General features: G+C 63.9%; 12 protein-coding genes. 8 read left to right on the forward strand and 4 right to left on the reverse strand.

All coding sequences use genetic code 11. The features are described 5' to 3' along the window. Nucleotides 1–130 precede the first annotated feature (130 nt). Nucleotides 131–667, forward strand: a complete 537-nt coding sequence (locus tag ABVQ20_RS32535; protein ID WP_354463811.1) for a TetR/AcrR family transcriptional regulator — start codon at nt 131–133, stop codon at nt 665–667. A 58-nt stretch (nt 668–725) separates the two neighbouring features. On the opposite strand, the gene ABVQ20_RS32540 is transcribed toward ABVQ20_RS32535, so the two are convergent. After that, nucleotides 726–1,166, reverse strand: a complete 441-nt coding sequence (locus tag ABVQ20_RS32540; RefSeq protein WP_354463813.1) for an Lrp/AsnC family transcriptional regulator — start codon at nt 1,164–1,166, stop codon at nt 726–728. A 132-nt stretch (nt 1,167–1,298) separates the two neighbouring features. Here ABVQ20_RS32540 and ABVQ20_RS32545 point away from each other — a divergent pair, with 132 nt between their 5' ends. From ABVQ20_RS32545 to ABVQ20_RS32575, 7 genes are all read left to right on the forward strand, one after another. Further along, complete coding sequence (locus ABVQ20_RS32545) at nt 1,299–4,355, forward strand: aminotransferase class III-fold pyridoxal phosphate-dependent enzyme (RefSeq protein ID WP_354463815.1); 3,057 nt, start codon at nt 1,299–1,301, stop codon at nt 4,353–4,355. 114 nt (nt 4,356–4,469) lie between these two features. After that, a complete protein-coding gene (locus ABVQ20_RS32550; RefSeq protein ID WP_354463817.1) occupies nt 4,470–5,480 on the forward strand; it encodes an amino acid ABC transporter substrate-binding protein in 1,011 nt (336 codons plus the stop codon). A gap of 219 nt (nt 5,481–5,699) precedes the next feature. Next, complete coding sequence (locus ABVQ20_RS32555) at nt 5,700–6,767, forward strand: LacI family DNA-binding transcriptional regulator (protein WP_354463818.1); 1,068 nt, start codon at nt 5,700–5,702, stop codon at nt 6,765–6,767. Between the two features lie 22 nt (nt 6,768–6,789). Continuing rightward, the gene (locus tag ABVQ20_RS32560; protein WP_354463819.1) at nt 6,790–7,536 is read left to right on the forward strand and encodes a transporter substrate-binding domain-containing protein; all 747 of its coding nucleotides are present in this window, start codon (nt 6,790–6,792) and stop codon (nt 7,534–7,536) included. A 60-nt stretch (nt 7,537–7,596) separates the two neighbouring features. After that, a complete protein-coding gene (locus tag ABVQ20_RS32565) occupies nt 7,597–9,246 on the forward strand; it encodes an amino acid ABC transporter permease (protein ID WP_354463821.1) in 1,650 nt (549 codons plus the stop codon). Then, nucleotides 9,227–10,630 carry a GH1 family beta-glucosidase gene (locus tag ABVQ20_RS32570; RefSeq protein ID WP_354463822.1) on the forward strand — a complete coding sequence of 468 codons (1,404 nt, stop codon included), beginning with the start codon at nt 9,227–9,229 and terminating at the stop codon, nt 10,628–10,630. The genes ABVQ20_RS32565 and ABVQ20_RS32570 overlap by 20 nt, the downstream gene beginning before the upstream one ends. Nucleotide 10,631: 1 nt before the next feature. After that, nucleotides 10,632–11,330: an SDR family oxidoreductase gene (locus ABVQ20_RS32575; RefSeq protein WP_354463823.1), complete on the forward strand. Its 699-nt coding sequence runs from the start codon at nt 10,632–10,634 to the stop codon at nt 11,328–11,330. Between the two features lie 27 nt (nt 11,331–11,357). Here the strand turns inward: ABVQ20_RS32575 and ABVQ20_RS32580 are convergent, their stop codons facing one another. Genes ABVQ20_RS32580 through ABVQ20_RS32590 form a run of 3 tightly spaced genes read right to left on the reverse strand, consistent with a single transcriptional unit; the run spans nt 11,358 to nt 14,408 of the window. Further along, the gene (locus ABVQ20_RS32580; protein WP_354463824.1) at nt 11,358–12,467 is read right to left on the reverse strand and encodes an ABC transporter ATP-binding protein; all 1,110 of its coding nucleotides are present in this window, start codon (nt 12,465–12,467) and stop codon (nt 11,358–11,360) included. Continuing rightward, entirely contained in the window at nt 12,454–13,392 is a 939-nt protein-coding gene (locus ABVQ20_RS32585; protein WP_354463826.1) for a PfkB family carbohydrate kinase, read from the reverse strand. The genes ABVQ20_RS32580 and ABVQ20_RS32585 overlap by 14 nt, the downstream gene beginning before the upstream one ends. Beyond that, nucleotides 13,392–14,408, reverse strand: a complete 1,017-nt coding sequence (locus ABVQ20_RS32590) for an SIS domain-containing protein (protein ID WP_354463828.1) — start codon at nt 14,406–14,408, stop codon at nt 13,392–13,394. Before ABVQ20_RS32590 ends, ABVQ20_RS32585 begins: the two co-directional genes overlap by 1 nt.

Raw genomic sequence — 14,408 nt, forward strand, 5'->3', positions numbered from 1 at the left:
TCGATCCCGGCAAAAAGCACGGGTGGCGGGACACATACTCATGGACGGCCCCGATTTCAAATGATGGCGAACTTACTGTACCGTCTGGACGGTCTTGTCAATTGGGCCTAAGCTTGCGATGGGAGGCGCCATGAAAGCTCAAAGACCGAATTCGCGTGAGAAAATTCTCGCCGCGGCAGCCGATGTCGCGCGAGAAACCGGGCCTGGAAGCCTGTCGCTGGACGCAGTCGCCAGCCGTGCCGGGGTGTCGAAAGGCGGACTGTTGTATAATTTCCCCACCAAGGCGAAATTGATGCAAGGGCTGGTCGAGGAGTATCTGCGCGAGTTCGAGCTGGCACTGGAATCCGCCCGGACAAGCGACGTCAGCGGCGAGAGCCCGCTTGCCGCCTATGTCAGGCTCTCTGCCAATGATTGCGGGGATACGCAGCCGTCAGCGTCGTGGATTTTTTCGGCGATCGCCGAGGATCCCGACTTCCTGGCGCCGATCAAATCGTTCAAGCGGCAGCTTTTCGAACGGCTGAAGGGAGAGACGCCGAGCCTCAAGGCACTGCTAGTCTGCTTCATCGCCATTGAGGGGCTGCGCAGCATGAACCTCTTCGATGCGGACGTCCTTTCGCAGAAGGAGCGCCAGTTGCTTGTTTCGTCCCTGCTGGAGATCGCCAAATAGGCGTTTCTGGGCGGGACGCCGGAATCAGGGCCAATGCGGACGATGCGGCAGGCGGCATTCAGCCAGCGGCGCGTTCGATATCCCGGCGCAGAACGATCGCTGTTGTGAGATCCTCGACACCTCCATGGCTGGCAATGGCGTCGCGTAGCGTGTTCAGCCGATCGATCGACGGCACTTCGACCTCGACGATGAGATCGAGCTGGCCGCTGACCGATGACACCCGCCGCACCTCGGGAAAACGCGCCAGCTGATCGAGGATGCCGATCGATGGCGTGCGCACCAGCGTCACAAACAGGAAGGCGACGACCATCCCCTTGTCCATCTGGCCGATATCGGCCCGGTAGCCGCGGATGACGCCGCTCTTCTCCAGCACAGCCACCCGCTCGCTGGTCGCGCTGCGCGACAGGCCGATGCGCCCGGCAAGTGTCTTCAGCGGGATACGGGCTTCCTTCGACAGGATGCCGAGAATGTCCCGGTCCTTGGCGTCCAGTTCCCTCATTGCGCCACGCTCCCAGTGGTTCCGTTAAAGTGCCGGTCAAAGCAGTCATTGTGACGGCGCAACCGACGCTTTGCCGGATGCCCGTTTTTTAGGCCCATGCCAAGCTTGCATCAAAGCAAATCCGGATTCCGCATGACCGACGTCTCCCACCCAGCGCCGCAATTCTCAGCCAGTGAAGCCGTCGAGCTTGCCGCCGGGCATTTCGGCCTTGCCGGCAGTGTCACGCCGCTCGACAGCGAGCGCGACCAGAATTTCAAGCTCATCGCCCGTGACAAGTCGCTCTGGATCCTCAAGATCGTCAACGCCAGCGAGCCGGGCAGTGAGAGCGAATTCCAGACGGCGCTGCTCGACCATCTCGCGAAGAACGCGAATGGCCTCGCCGTGCCACGCCTCAGGAAAACGGTGCGAGGTACGCCGCTCGCCCATGTCTCCGGCGCCGGCGGCGAAAACCATGCCCTGCGCCTGGTGTCGTGGCTTCCCGGCCAGCCGCTCGCCCAATGCCAGTCCACGCCAGGCCTGCTTGAAAGCCTCGGCGGCGCGCTTGGCCGGCTCGACCATGCCCTGCAAGGGTTCATCCATCCCGGCGCGCTGCGCTCTTTCGACTGGGACATCCGTCAAGCGGGTGCCGCGCGCGCGCGCCTGCACCACATCGACGATGAAAGGGATCGTGCCCTGCTGACCGGGTTTCTCGATCACTTCGATGCCGAGGTGGCGCCACGGTTGCCCGCATTGAGGGCGCAGGTGATCCACAACGACGCCAACGACTGGAACGTACTGGTCGATCCGGCAGAGCCGGAGCGCGTCGCCGGATTGATCGACTTCGGCGACGCCTTGTACAGCGTGCTGATCGCCGAGGTCGCCGTTGCCTGCGCCTATGCCATCCTCGATGCCGAGGATCCGATTGGTGACGCGGCCCGTCTGGTTGCCGGGTTCCACACCGAATATCCGTTGCGCGAGGAGGAGGTGGACCTTCTCTTCGACCTTATCGCCATGCGGCTCGTGACCTCCGTGACGCTCTCGGCCGCGCGCAAGGAGCGGACCGCCGACAATCCATACCTTGCCATCAGCGAGGCGCCGGCCTGGCGGCTGCTGCGGCGTATGAGTGCGATGAACCGGCGTTTTGCCACGGCGATCCTGCGCCATGCCTGCGGCTTCGATGCCGCTCCAGGCGCGAGCGCCGTGACCCGCTGGATCAGCGCGAACCGCAAGCACCTGGCTGGGATACTCGACCGGCATCCGGCGACACTCGCCAAGGCGATCGTGCCTTACGGTGATCCTCACCATCCCATGACGGTGACCTCGGCCGCGCGGGAACCGGACAAGGCGGCCGCGTGGTGGGACAGATATTGCGCCGAGAATGGCATTGCGCTGGGCATCGGCCCGTGGGGCGAGGAGCGCACGGTCTATACCAGCGACATCTTCCGGTCCCGCTTCGTCGAAGGCGCCCGCCGCGCCCACCATCTTGGCCTCGACCTGTTCATGCCGGCCGGCACGAAACTCTACACGCCGCTCCCGGCGACGGTGAAGAGCGTCGAGATCGAGGAGGACCCGCTCGGCTATGGCTGCCTCGTTGCCCTGCACCACGAGCCCGAGGGCTGCCCGGCTTTCGTCACCCTGTGGGGGCATCTCGCGCATGAGGCGGGCACAAGGCTGAAAGCCGGTGACCGTCTCGAAGCGGGTGCGCATGTCGGCGAAATGGGTAAGGCAACAGAAAATGGCGGCTGGGCGCCGCATCTGCATTTCCAGATATCGACCGACGCCAGCCTCGCCGCCCGCGATATCCTTGGTGTCGGCGAGTCGCGCTATCTCGCCGTATGGAAAGAACTGTTTCCGGATGCCGCCGAACTCGCCGGTATACCGCTGGAAATCTTCCACCAAACCGGCCGGACCCGACCCGAGATTGTCGCCGCACGCAAGGCGTCGCTGCTGCCCAATCTATCCATCTCCTATTCCGAGCCGATCAAGTTCGTGCGCGGCGAAGGCGCGTGGCTGATCGACGATCGCGGCCGCGCCTATCTCGACTGCTTCAACAATGTCTGCCACCTCGGCCATGCCCATGCCGACGTGGTCGAGGCGATCGCCAGACAAGCAGCAAAACTCAACACCAACACGCGCTATCTGCACGACGCCATCGTCACCTATGCCGAGCGTCTGACGGCGACGCTGCCCGCCGGCCTGTCGGTCGCCTCCTTCGCCTGCTCCGGCAGCGAGGCCAACAGTCTGATGCTGCGCATGGCGCGCAACCACACCGGCCGCAACGAGGCGATCGTGCTCGACTGGGCCTATCATGGCACCACGCAGGAGCTGATCGATCTCAGCCCCTATAAATACAAGCGCAAGGGCGGCAAGGGCCGGCCCGCACATGTGTTCGAGGCGGTCATCCCGGACAGCTATCGCGCGCCGGACGAGTGGCCGCTGGCCGAGCACGCGAAGCGCTTCGCCGAAAGCATCGCCGAGCAGATCGCTGATATGGCGAAACAGGGCCGCGCGCCCGGTCTTTTCCTCGCCGAATCGATCCCGAGCGTCGCAGGCCAAGTGTTCCTGCCGCAAGGCTATCTGCGGGAAGTCTACGCGATGGTGCGCGCGGCCGGCGGCATCTGCGTCGCCGACGAGGTGCAGGTCGGCTTCGGCCGGGTCGGCAGCCACTGGTGGGCTTTCGAAACCCAAGGCGTCACGCCTGACATCGTCACCATGGGCAAGCCGATCGGCAATGGCCACCCGATGGCTGCCCTGGTGACGACGTCAGAGGTCGCCGCTTCCTTCAACAATGGCATGGAGTATTTCAACACGTTCGGCGGCAACCCTGTCTCCTGCGCGGCGGGGCTTGCGGTGCTCGATGTCATCGAACGGGACGGCCTGCGGCAGAACGCGGCCGAGATCGGCGACTATCTCGTCGCGCGGTTCAGGCAATTGCAGGCGCGCTACGAGATCATCGGCGATGTGCGCGGCATGGGGCTTTTTCTCGGTATCGAACTGGTCGAGGACCGAAGGACCAAGGCGCCGGCCACCGCGCTTGCCCGCCGCATCAATGACGGGGTCAGGGCACGCGGCGTTCTGATCGGCACCGAAGGCCCGCATGACAACGTGCTCAAGATGCGTCCACCAATGATCTTCAGCCGAGCCAATGCGGACCATCTGGTCGGCGTTCTCGATGAAACCTTCGCCTCGGTTCTGGCGGAAAGGGCGTAGCGCAAGCCCGCATGCCTGGGCATGCGGACAGAACATGAAGACAGCAGGTTTGTGAACTTCCGGCGCCGTAGCGCCGGCGGGAGGAGAGGCTTTGCCTCATAGAGGGAGGAAACCATGAAAGCATTGATCACTGCGTTCTTGCTCGGCTCGGCCGCCATGGCCGTGCCGGCGAAGGCGGATACGCTCGACATCATCAAGCAGCGGGGCGCTGTCAATTGCGGCGTCAGCCAGGGCGTCGCCGGCTTCTCGTCGCCTGACGACCAGGGGAAATGGACCGGCTTCGACATCGATTTCTGCCGCGCGGTGTCGGCCGCGGTGTTTGGCGACGCCGACAAGGTCAATTACGTTCCGCTCTCGACCAAGGAGCGCTTCACCGCCCTGCAGTCGGGAGCCGTCGACCTCCTGTCGCGCCAGTCGACCTGGACGCTGTCGCGCGACAGCGGCCTCGGCATCCATTTCGTCGGCGCCGCCTATTATGACGGCCAGGGTTTCATGGTGCGCAAGAACCTCGGCGTCGACAGCGCCCTGAAACTCTCCGGCGCGACGATCTGCGCCGAACAGGGCACGACGACAGAGCAGAACGTCGCCGACTATTTCACCGCCAACAAGCTGAAATACGAGCCGGTCGTCATCGATTCGGCGGATGGCATCATCAAGGCGTTCGATACCGGCCGCTGCGATGTCTACACCACGGACGCGTCGGCACTCTATGCGCAGCGCCTGAAACTCACCGATCCCACCGCCTACACGGTGCTGCCCGAGATCATCTCGAAGGAGCCGCTTGGACCGGCCGTGCGCCAGGGCGACGACAAATGGTTCAACATCGTGCGCTGGACCCTGTTCTCGCTGGTCGAAGCCGAGGAGGAAGGCATCACCCAGGCCAATGCCGAAGCCTCGCTGAAATCGCAGAATCCGGTGGTCCGCCGGTTCCTCGGCGTCGAAGGCGACAATGGCCAGCAACTCGGGCTCGATGCCGCCTTTGCCTATAACATCGTCGCCAAGGTGGGTAATTACGGCGAGATTTTCGAGCGCAATCTGGGCAAGTCCAGCGAGCTGAAGATCGCGCGGGGCCTCAACGCGCTGTGGAACGCCGGCGGCATCATGTACGCGCCGCCGGCCCGCTGAGACCAGAGAGCGAAGCGACTTACCGGGGTTGCCGAAGCGCGTGCCCTTGGGCTCCTGCACATGGCGGTGTTCGCCGGTTGAAAGAGGTGGTGATGCGCGGCCTCCGCACATCGCCACCCTTTCGCAGTTTCCTTATACGTACAAATAAAAACGTTTTTATTTTGTTGAAAACGTTTTTATTCGATGATACGAATCCTGACCTCAGGATAACAACCGGTCATGGTCGAGAGCAAAAAACCCGAAAACCGAGCGCTTTCGCCAACGATCAAGACGTTGGCGGCCCATACCGGTTATTCGATCGCCACCATCTCCAAGGCCCTGCGGGGTTCGCCCGTCGTCGCGCAACCGACAAGGGACGCCATCGTCGCCGCGGCGCAGGAACTGGGCTACCAGGCGAATGCTCGAGGCATGGCGCTGCGGACAGGCAAGACCTATCGGGCGGCGGTGCTGATGCCGATAACGACTGCCGTCGGCTATGAATGGGACGGTGTCGAATATACGCAGATTCTCAGCGGCATAAGCCAGGCACTGGAAGGCAGCGACTATCAGCTGTCCGTGCACGGCTTCCGGAATTTTGGCGATGCCTTCGACATTGCCCGCCGCATCGTCGACCAGAGTTCGGCCGACGGCCTGATCTTTTCCGGCGTGCTGGCCGACGACCCTCGCATCGACATGCTGGTGGAAAGCGGCTTTCCCTTCGTGTCACTCGGCCGTTGCCGCAAGCCCCTCATCTACGCCCATGTCGATGTCGACAATGAATGGGCGGCGTTCACCGCCACTGCGCGACTGATCGCGGGCGGACATAGACGTATCGCCCTGATCAACGCGGATCGTCGCCTTTCCTACGCCCTGGACAGGATTGACGGATTTTCACGGGCCTTTGACGAGGCGGGGCTTGCCGCATCGACGGACCTTGTGGCCGACGGCGATCTGTCCACCCGCTTCGGCCGTGACAGCGCGCTCAGGCTTCTTGGCTTGCCCAATCCGCCCACGGCCCTGGTTTGCATCAACGAATCCACTACGCTCGGCGTCCTCTCGGCGGTGGGTAGCCTTGACCGGCGCGTCGGGGTGGATGTCGACGTCATCGCCTATGACGATATCAACGTCAGTGCCTACTTCACCCCGCCGATCACGACATTCTACCAGCCGATCGAACTTCTCGGCCGCAAGCTCGGCGAGTTTCTGCTGCGGCGCATGGCGGGCGAGGACCCGGCACAGCTCACCATGGTCTCGAGGCCTGAGCTCATCGGCCGGCAGCCGGACAATCTCGGCGGAAATCGCCGCTAATCATTAAAATGGGAGGAAGAGCATGAAGAAGATCTTGATCGGACTTGCGCTTGCGCTGTTGACGGCCGGCGCTGCCAGCGCCGCCGACCTTGGCGGCAAGGTGCTGAAGGTGGGTTCCGACACCACATCGCCGCCGATGGAAAGCGTCGACACTGCGACGGGCCAGATCGTCGGCTTCGACGTCGATGTGATCAAGGCGGTCTGCGGCAAGATCAACTGCAAGGCTGAATTCGTCACCACCGGCTGGGACGGCATCTTCGCCGCCCTCGACCAGGGCAGTTTCGACCTGGTCGCTTCCGGCGTCTCCATCACCGAGGAACGCAAGAAGGCGATGGATTTCTCGAACCCCTACATTATCAACAGTCAGGCTGTGCTGATGCGCGTGGAAGACGAGGGGCTCTCGCTCAATGACTTCAAGGCGAAGGGCAAGAAGCTCTCGGCGCAGGCCAATACCACCGACTCGCAGGTCGCCGAAGGCATTGTCGGCAAGGACAATGTGGTCGCCTACGACAGTTTCGCGGCCTCCATCATTGCGCTGAAGAACAAGGATGTGGACGGCGTTGTGATCAACGGCGCCAATGCCGCCGCGTATGAAAAGGAATTCGCGGGCGAGCTGGTCGTGCCGATCAGGGATCTCCAGTCCGATCCGCTGGGGTTGGTCTTCCGCAAGGGCGACGAGAATGTCGCCGCCTTCAATGAGGGGCTGAAGGCGATCAAGGCCGACGGCAGTCTCGACGCACTGATCGCCAAATACTGGGGCGCCAAATAGCCGCTTGAAAGGCTTCGGCTCCGGCGCCTGTCGCCGGAGCCGCGAGGGGGACGGGACCGGATGAAGTTTCTGATGCGCCTGCGGCCGAGCAATCTGATCATCGTCGCGGCATTGCCGTTCATCGCCTATCTCTTTGCTTCGTCGGTAAACTACCAGCGCTCGCTTCGCGCCATCCTCGGCGTGGAGAACGGCTCATCGGCCTTCGTGCCTGGCTTCCTGACGCTGGTTGTCGCCTTTTTCGCCGGCGTTGCCGTGGTCGTATTCTCACGCGCTTCGTCCAGGTCGCCCCGTCTGGCGACTGTTGCCGCCGGGATCAATCTTGTTGCTGCCGTGCTGCTTGCGACAACCGGCCTGGTCTATCCCTTCGTGGCGTCGGTCGTGGCGAACGCAGTCGATCCGTTCACCTCCGATTGGGTGGTTCAGGGTGTCACGCCGCGGCGATTGACGGATGCCGCCGACCTCATGGTGCGCGGTCAGGCAGCTACCCTGCTGCGCGCCTATCTCGGCCTGACGATCGTGATCCTCGGTGCGTTCTTCATCACCGCCCGCAACAGGACCGGCAACGCGACGCATCGTTTCGCCCGCCTTGCACTTGCGGCGGTGAACGGCGCCGGCTTGGTCTTCATCCTGCTTTTCGCGCATATCGCATTCGCGGCGGGTGTCGCCACGACGATCCGCGCGGCGGTTGCAGCCTACATTCTGGCGGCAATGATGGGATTGCTCTGGGTCGGGCTCCTCAAGCTCAAATACAGCTGGCGGGCGGACCTGACCTGCATCGCGGCTACCATCCTCATGATCTGCGCCGCTACGTGGTTCCTGCTCCAGCCGCGCGACAGCTACGTGCTCGTCGGTTCTCTCGCCGGCAAGGTCGCGGTCACGACCGGCACGCCGTCCGGCATACTTGGTGCTGTCCGCTACGGGCAATTTCCCGGCGGCCCCGACAGCGATGTGCCGTTACGCACCTTTCGTGGCGCGCCCGAAGCGATTGATGCGATCGGCAAGATCCCCGATGTCAGCGCCGCGCTGGTTCCTGCCGCGGCAGCGTCCGACAAGCTACCGGTGCTGTGGCAAACGGAGGCGTTGAACGATCGCGACAAGGCGTTCGGCATCACGCTCGCGGTATTGGCGATCGTGCTTGGCCTGCTGACCTTCGGCGGCCATATCCACCGCCGGCATCCGCTCTCGATCGGGTCGGAATTCATTGTCGACACGATCCGTGGCATCCCGATGCTGGTTATCGTGCTCTATGTCGGCCTGCCGCTTGCCGGAGCGCTCAAGGACGCGACCCAGGGGGTGGTCGATCCGCCGAACCTGGTGCGCGGTATTGCCGCCATGGCGCTGGCCTATTCGGCCTATCTCGCCGAGATATTCCGTTCCGGCATCAATGCAATTCCCGCTGGCCAGATCGAGGCGGCGCATAGCCTCGGCCTCAACGGCTGGCGTACCGCCCGGCTGGTCGTGCTGCCGCAGGCCTTCCGAATCATCATCCCGCCGCTCGGCAACGAACTGATCGCCATCCTCAAGGACACGTCGCTGTTGTCGATCCTGTCGATCCGCGACATCACGCAGCGCATGCGGGAATTCCAGTCGGCAAGTTTCCTGCCGTTCGCGCCCTACAACTCAGCCGCCATCTTCTACATTTTCCTGACACTGGCCGCGGCAAGTCTCGTCAGCACCATCGAGAGAAAATATGACATCAAGCATCGATAACGCGCGCCGAACCCTCGAAGCCCGCGCCTCCGGACTGGTCTTTCCGCAAGGCTTCGTGTTCGGCGCCGCGACCGCGGCCTATCAGATCGAGGGCGCGCATGACGCGGATGGTAAGGGCGAAAGTATTTGGGACCGGTTCTGCCACGTTCCCGGCGTGATCGTGGACGGCTCGAGCGGCGATGTCGCCTGCGACCACTATCACCGCTGGAAGGAAGATATCGCCGTGCTCAAGGCGCTCGGCCTTGGTGCCTACCGCTTTTCCTTCGCATGGACACGGCTTCTTCCCGACGGTCGTGGCGACGCCAATGCCATGGGTATCGCCTTTTACGACCGGCTGATCGACGATCTGCTGGAAGCCGGCATCGAGCCCTATGCAACGCTCTACCACTGGGATCTTCCGCAGGCGCTGCAGGAGCGAGGCGGCTGGTACAGCCGCGAAACTGCCGCCGCTTTCGCCGACTATGCCGGGCTTGCCGCCCGCAGCTTCGGCGATCGCGTCAAGAAATGGACGACGCTCAACGAGCCCTGGACGTTCTGCTGGTCGGGACACGCGACCGGTGAGGATGCGCCGGGATTGCGGGATGGCGTGAAAGGCGGTGTTAGCGCCAGCCATCATGCCTTGCTGGGGCATGGCTTGGCTGTCCCCGTCATCCGGGCCGAGGTGGCGGACGCCTCGGTCGGCATCGTCTTTGATCTCAACGTGGCGGAGGCCGCTACCAGTGACCCGAGTGACGCCACGGCGGCACTGCGCTTCGACGGCGCCCAGAACCGCTGGTTCCTCGATGCCGTTTTCAAGGGTGCATATCCGCAGGACATGCTGGCGCTCTACGGCGATCTGCTGCCGCCGATCCATGCTCGGGACAACGAGATCATCGCCGCGCCGGTGGACTACCTGGGCATCAACATCTACCGCCGCTCCGTGATCGCGGCGGGTGACGAACTCGCGCCGCTGAGCTACCGGCGGGTGCAGCCGGAAGGTATCTATTCCGCTGTCGACTATGAAATCTGGCCGCGCAGCATGTACGACATCCTGCGCTATGTGAACGACCGCTACGCGCCGCCGGCAATCTACATCTCTGAGAACGGTGTCGCCACGACGCCGGAAAAGGTCGGCGAAGACGGGCATGTCTGGGATGATTTGCGTGCTGCCTATTATGTCGACCATCTTGAGCAGGTGGCCAAGGCGGCAGCCGAGGGTGTGCCGGTGCGCGGCTATTTCGCCTGGACGCTGACCGACAATTTCGAATGGGCCTATGGCTACACCACGCCCTTCGGCATCACCCATGTCGATTTCGCGACGCAGCAGCGTCACATCAAATATTCCGGCGAGGTCTACGCCATGATCGCCCGGCAGGAGACCGCGCCGGTCGCGAAGAGCGCCTGACTTGGCCGGACAAGGGAAAGGCAACCGCACGGTGCTCATAACGGGAGCCGGCCGCGGGCTCGGCCGCGATCTGGCGCGGCAATACGCCCAAGACGACTGGCGCGTGATTGCGTGCGGGCGCACGCGCCCCACCCAGGGTTTCGAAGATGGAGTAGAGTTCCAGCCGCTCGATGTCGCCGATCCGGATTCCATCTCCGACCTTGCCGCGCGTCTCGCCGGCAGGCCACTGGATGTGCTTGTCAACAACGCCGCCATCCGCAGCGATATCGGCGGCCTGCACGATTTCGCGCCGGCTGAATTCCTGACGGTCATACGCACAAACACACTCGGCCCGCTGCTGCTGGCGAGGGCAATGCGCCCCAACCTTGTCGCGGGGCGCATGCGGGTCATCGCCAATATCGGCAGCCGCGCCGGCTCAATGGCGGAGGGACTGCTCGATGACTACGATGACGACTATGCCTACCGCTGCTCGAAGGCTGCACTCAACATGATCAGCGCCCAACTGGCGCAGGATTTGCGCGTCGACGGGATCACGGTGCTGTCGCTGCATCCGGGCTGGGTGAAGACGGATATGGGCGGCGATCAGGCGGACCTGGCGGTCGAGGACAGTGCGCGGGGCCTGCGCAGGGTCATCGACTGCGCGACGCCTGGGGATAGCGGCTCCTTCCAGACTTTCGACGGCGTGCCTATCGGGTGGTAGCCGAATGGCGTGCCTATGCTGAGGATCTCAGCGCGACGCCGTCTGTTCGAACGCGGCTACCGGGAAGGCCTTGCCTGTCGACGGGTCGAAGAGGCGCAGCGCATCCTCGTCGAAGGTGAATGCGCATGCCTGGCCCTTGGCGATGCCGGCGCGCGGCGGCAGGCACGCCGTCAGCCGTTGCGCGCCAATCCGGGCCGTGGTGACCAGTTCGGGGCCGGTCAGTTCGACGACCTCGATTTCCACCGGCAAGGAGAAGTCCGTCGCGGCTCCGGTCGCCACGCGAAGTGCCTCGGGCCTGATGCCGACGACGACCGGTGAGCCGTCGCTGGCCGCGTTCCGATAGCGCGCGGGCAGGGGCAGTTTCACATTGGAATCGGCAATGGCCAGTTTTCCGCCTTCGACAACGGCCTGCAGCATGTTCATTGACGGCGCGCCAACAAAACCGGCTACGTAAAGCGTCGCCGGATAGTTGTAGATTTCCTCGGGCGTGCCGAGTTGCTCGATCCTGCCGTCGCGCATCACGGCGATCCGCGTCGCCAGCGTCATCGCCTCGATCTGGTCGTGGGTGACGTAGACGACAGTGGTCTGCAGCAACTGGTGCAGGCGCTTGAGCTCGGTGCGCATTTCGAGGCGCAGTTTTGCGTCGAGGTTGGACAACGGCTCGTCGAACAGGAACACTTGCGGCTTGCGCACCAGCGCCCTGCCGATGGCGACGCGCTGGCGCTGGCCGCCGGAAAGCTGGCTTGGCTTGCGGTCGAGCAGGTTCTCGATCTGCAGCAGTTTTGCCGCTTCACGCACTGCCCTGTCGCGCTCGTCTGCTGAAACGCCGCGCATCTCGAGCCCGAAGCCGATGTTGCGATGAACGGTCAGGTTCGGATAGAGCGCATAGGACTGGAAGACCATGGCGATGTCGCGGTTCTTGGGATGAACGCCAAGGATCGATCGGCCGCCGATCAGCACGTCGCCGCTCGTCGCCTCGGCAAGGCCGGCGATGATGTTGAGGAGCGTCGACTTCCCGCAACCCGACGAACCGAGCAGCACCAGGAACTCGCCGCTTTCCAGCGCAATGTCGATGCCTTTCAGCGTCTCGACGCTGCCGTAGCTCTTGCGGATGTTGCGGATTTCAAGCGCGCTCATGCATGGCTTCCTCGAAATGCATCGGCCCGCCATAGTTGCGGGGCAGGGTGGAGATCGCACGGGATGCCACGCGGGTGGCGGCGGACAGGCAAGCGTTCAGCGGCTGGTCCTGGGCAACGGCTGCGAGGAATGCCGCGTTGAAGACATCGCCGGCGCCGATCGTGTCGACGACCTTCACGACGGGCGCCATGGCTTCGACAGGAATCCCGTCCGGGCCGATGGCGATCGCGCCTTCCGGCCCGCGCTTGACGACGACGGTGGCGCCCTTCTTCATGCCGGACCTGATCGCATGCGCGGCCTCCAGCGGGCTTTCCAGCCCCGCCAGGGTGACAGTCTCGACCTCGTTGAAAAGCGCCAGTTCGCAACGCGACAGCCAGGCGCGTGCTGCGTCGCAATTGCCCTGCGTCCAGCCGTCGATCGGCCAACCGGTGTCGAGCGCGACGGCGATGCCGTGACTGTCGGCCCAGTCGAAGAACGCACCGTAGTCGGCCGTGAGATCGTCGGTCAGGAAGGAGCCACACAACAGCGCGTAGCCGCCGGACAGGCGCTTGCCGTCGAGGACAGAAAACACGTCGGCCAGGCTGAAGCGCGGCAGGTGTCCGCGCGTGGTGAAGAAGGTCCGCTCGCCGTCCGGATGGGTCATGCCGACGGACAGCGTCGTGCCTTCGGGGCGGACCGGCCATTTGTCGGCACGGCGGCCAAAGGCTTCGCGAAGCCAGCGGCCGAACTGGTCGTCACCGACATTGGCGGCGATCTCGAAGTCTACGCCCAGCGCCTCCCAGGCGAGCGCGCTGTTTCCCGCCTGGCCGCCGACGCGCAATTCATCGTGGTCGACAATGATCTCCGTTCCGGCCTTCGGCCACGGTGCGACCGGGCCGACGATCAGGTCGACATTGACGTTGCCGATCACTGCGAGCGGTCGCATCATTCGCTCCTGGTGATCTTGCTGGAACGAACCGGCGTGCCGGCATTGTCAACGCGAGCATCGGCAATGGCGACCATCAGGCGTTGCGCTACCGGCAGCATGGCCAGGATCGCGGCCATGCCGGATTGAGGCTTGAACGAGAGCGTTGTAGCCCCCTCGACCGGCGCTTGCCCGGATGAATCGAAAATGATGACCGGTGAGCCGGCCTCCACCACGGACGCGGCCATGCCTGCGACAAGGTCCGATGTCGGGTTGTTGCCGCGAAACAGGATGACGCCGAGCTTGGGGCCAAGCATTTCCATCGGTCCATGGCGAAGCTGCCCGCCTTCGAGCGAAAAGCACGGCAGCCGCGACAGCTCGGTAAGGCCGAGCGCGATGGCTTCGGCGAGACCCTGCAACTGGCGGCCCGAGGTGACGATGCTGGTTACATTGCGAAGTGCGGAAAGCGCCCCCTCGATGTCGCCGGCCTCAGGGCCTTCAAGGACAGCGAGTGCGGCCGCCGGATCCTGGCCGAGCGCCGACAGGATTGCGAGATGCAAGGCGAAAGTGACGGTCAGGCTGCGGGTGGCGGCGAAGGCCAGTTCGGTGCCGCCGGCTCCGACAAGGCAAGGAACCGTGCGGGCCAGGAACGAGGCGCCCTCAAGTGTCAGGCCGAATGTGTCGGAAGCGATGCCGGTTTCGGAAAACCATCTGACAACCTCGGCGCTTTCGCCGGACTGCGATGTCACCAGCACTGTTCGGCCCGCCAAGGGCAGGGGCTGGCCAAGCTGCTCGGAAAGCGGCAGGGCGATGGCGTCGATGCCGGCTGCGCGATAGAGCGGCTCGACGGCGCGCGCCACGGCATGCGAGCCGCCCATGCCAAGCAGAAGCAGGCGCCCGGTCTGCCTGATCGAGGTGGCGACCCTTGCCGCCATGTCGACGTTCTGCCGGAACGAGGCTGTCGCGTCCGCATGCTGGCGCGCCATTTCGCGATCGATCGCGGCGAGCCCGGCCGGACGGTTTTTCCCTGCAGGCAT

The organism is Mesorhizobium shangrilense (assembly GCF_040537815.1).
Classification (GTDB): Bacteria; Pseudomonadota; Alphaproteobacteria; order Rhizobiales; family Rhizobiaceae; genus Mesorhizobium; species Mesorhizobium shangrilense.

What these genes read in the sequence shown, in the direction of transcription:
- ABVQ20_RS32565 (WP_354463821.1), top strand. Translation starts at nt 7,597, where the DNA reads ATGAAGTTTCTGATGCGCCTGCGGCCGAGCAATCTGATCATCGTCGCG.
- ABVQ20_RS32545 (WP_354463815.1), top strand. Translation starts at nt 1,299, where the DNA reads ATGACCGACGTCTCCCACCCAGCGCCGCAATTCTCAGCCAGTGAAGCC.
- ABVQ20_RS32585 (WP_354463826.1), bottom strand. Translation starts at nt 13,392, where the DNA reads ATGCGACCGCTCGCAGTGATCGGCAACGTCAATGTCGACCTGATCGTC.
- ABVQ20_RS32535 (WP_354463811.1), top strand. Translation starts at nt 131, where the DNA reads ATGAAAGCTCAAAGACCGAATTCGCGTGAGAAAATTCTCGCCGCGGCA.
- ABVQ20_RS32540 (WP_354463813.1), bottom strand. Translation starts at nt 1,166, where the DNA reads ATGAGGGAACTGGACGCCAAGGACCGGGACATTCTCGGCATCCTGTCG.
- ABVQ20_RS32555 (WP_354463818.1), top strand. Translation starts at nt 5,700, where the DNA reads ATGGTCGAGAGCAAAAAACCCGAAAACCGAGCGCTTTCGCCAACGATC.
- ABVQ20_RS32550 (WP_354463817.1), top strand. Translation starts at nt 4,470, where the DNA reads ATGAAAGCATTGATCACTGCGTTCTTGCTCGGCTCGGCCGCCATGGCC.
- ABVQ20_RS32560 (WP_354463819.1), top strand. Translation starts at nt 6,790, where the DNA reads ATGAAGAAGATCTTGATCGGACTTGCGCTTGCGCTGTTGACGGCCGGC.
- ABVQ20_RS32590 (WP_354463828.1), bottom strand. Translation starts at nt 14,408, where the DNA reads ATGCCTGCAGGGAAAAACCGTCCGGCCGGGCTCGCCGCGATCGATCGC.
- ABVQ20_RS32580 (WP_354463824.1), bottom strand. Translation starts at nt 12,467, where the DNA reads ATGAGCGCGCTTGAAATCCGCAACATCCGCAAGAGCTACGGCAGCGTC.
- ABVQ20_RS32570 (WP_354463822.1), top strand. Translation starts at nt 9,227, where the DNA reads ATGACATCAAGCATCGATAACGCGCGCCGAACCCTCGAAGCCCGCGCC.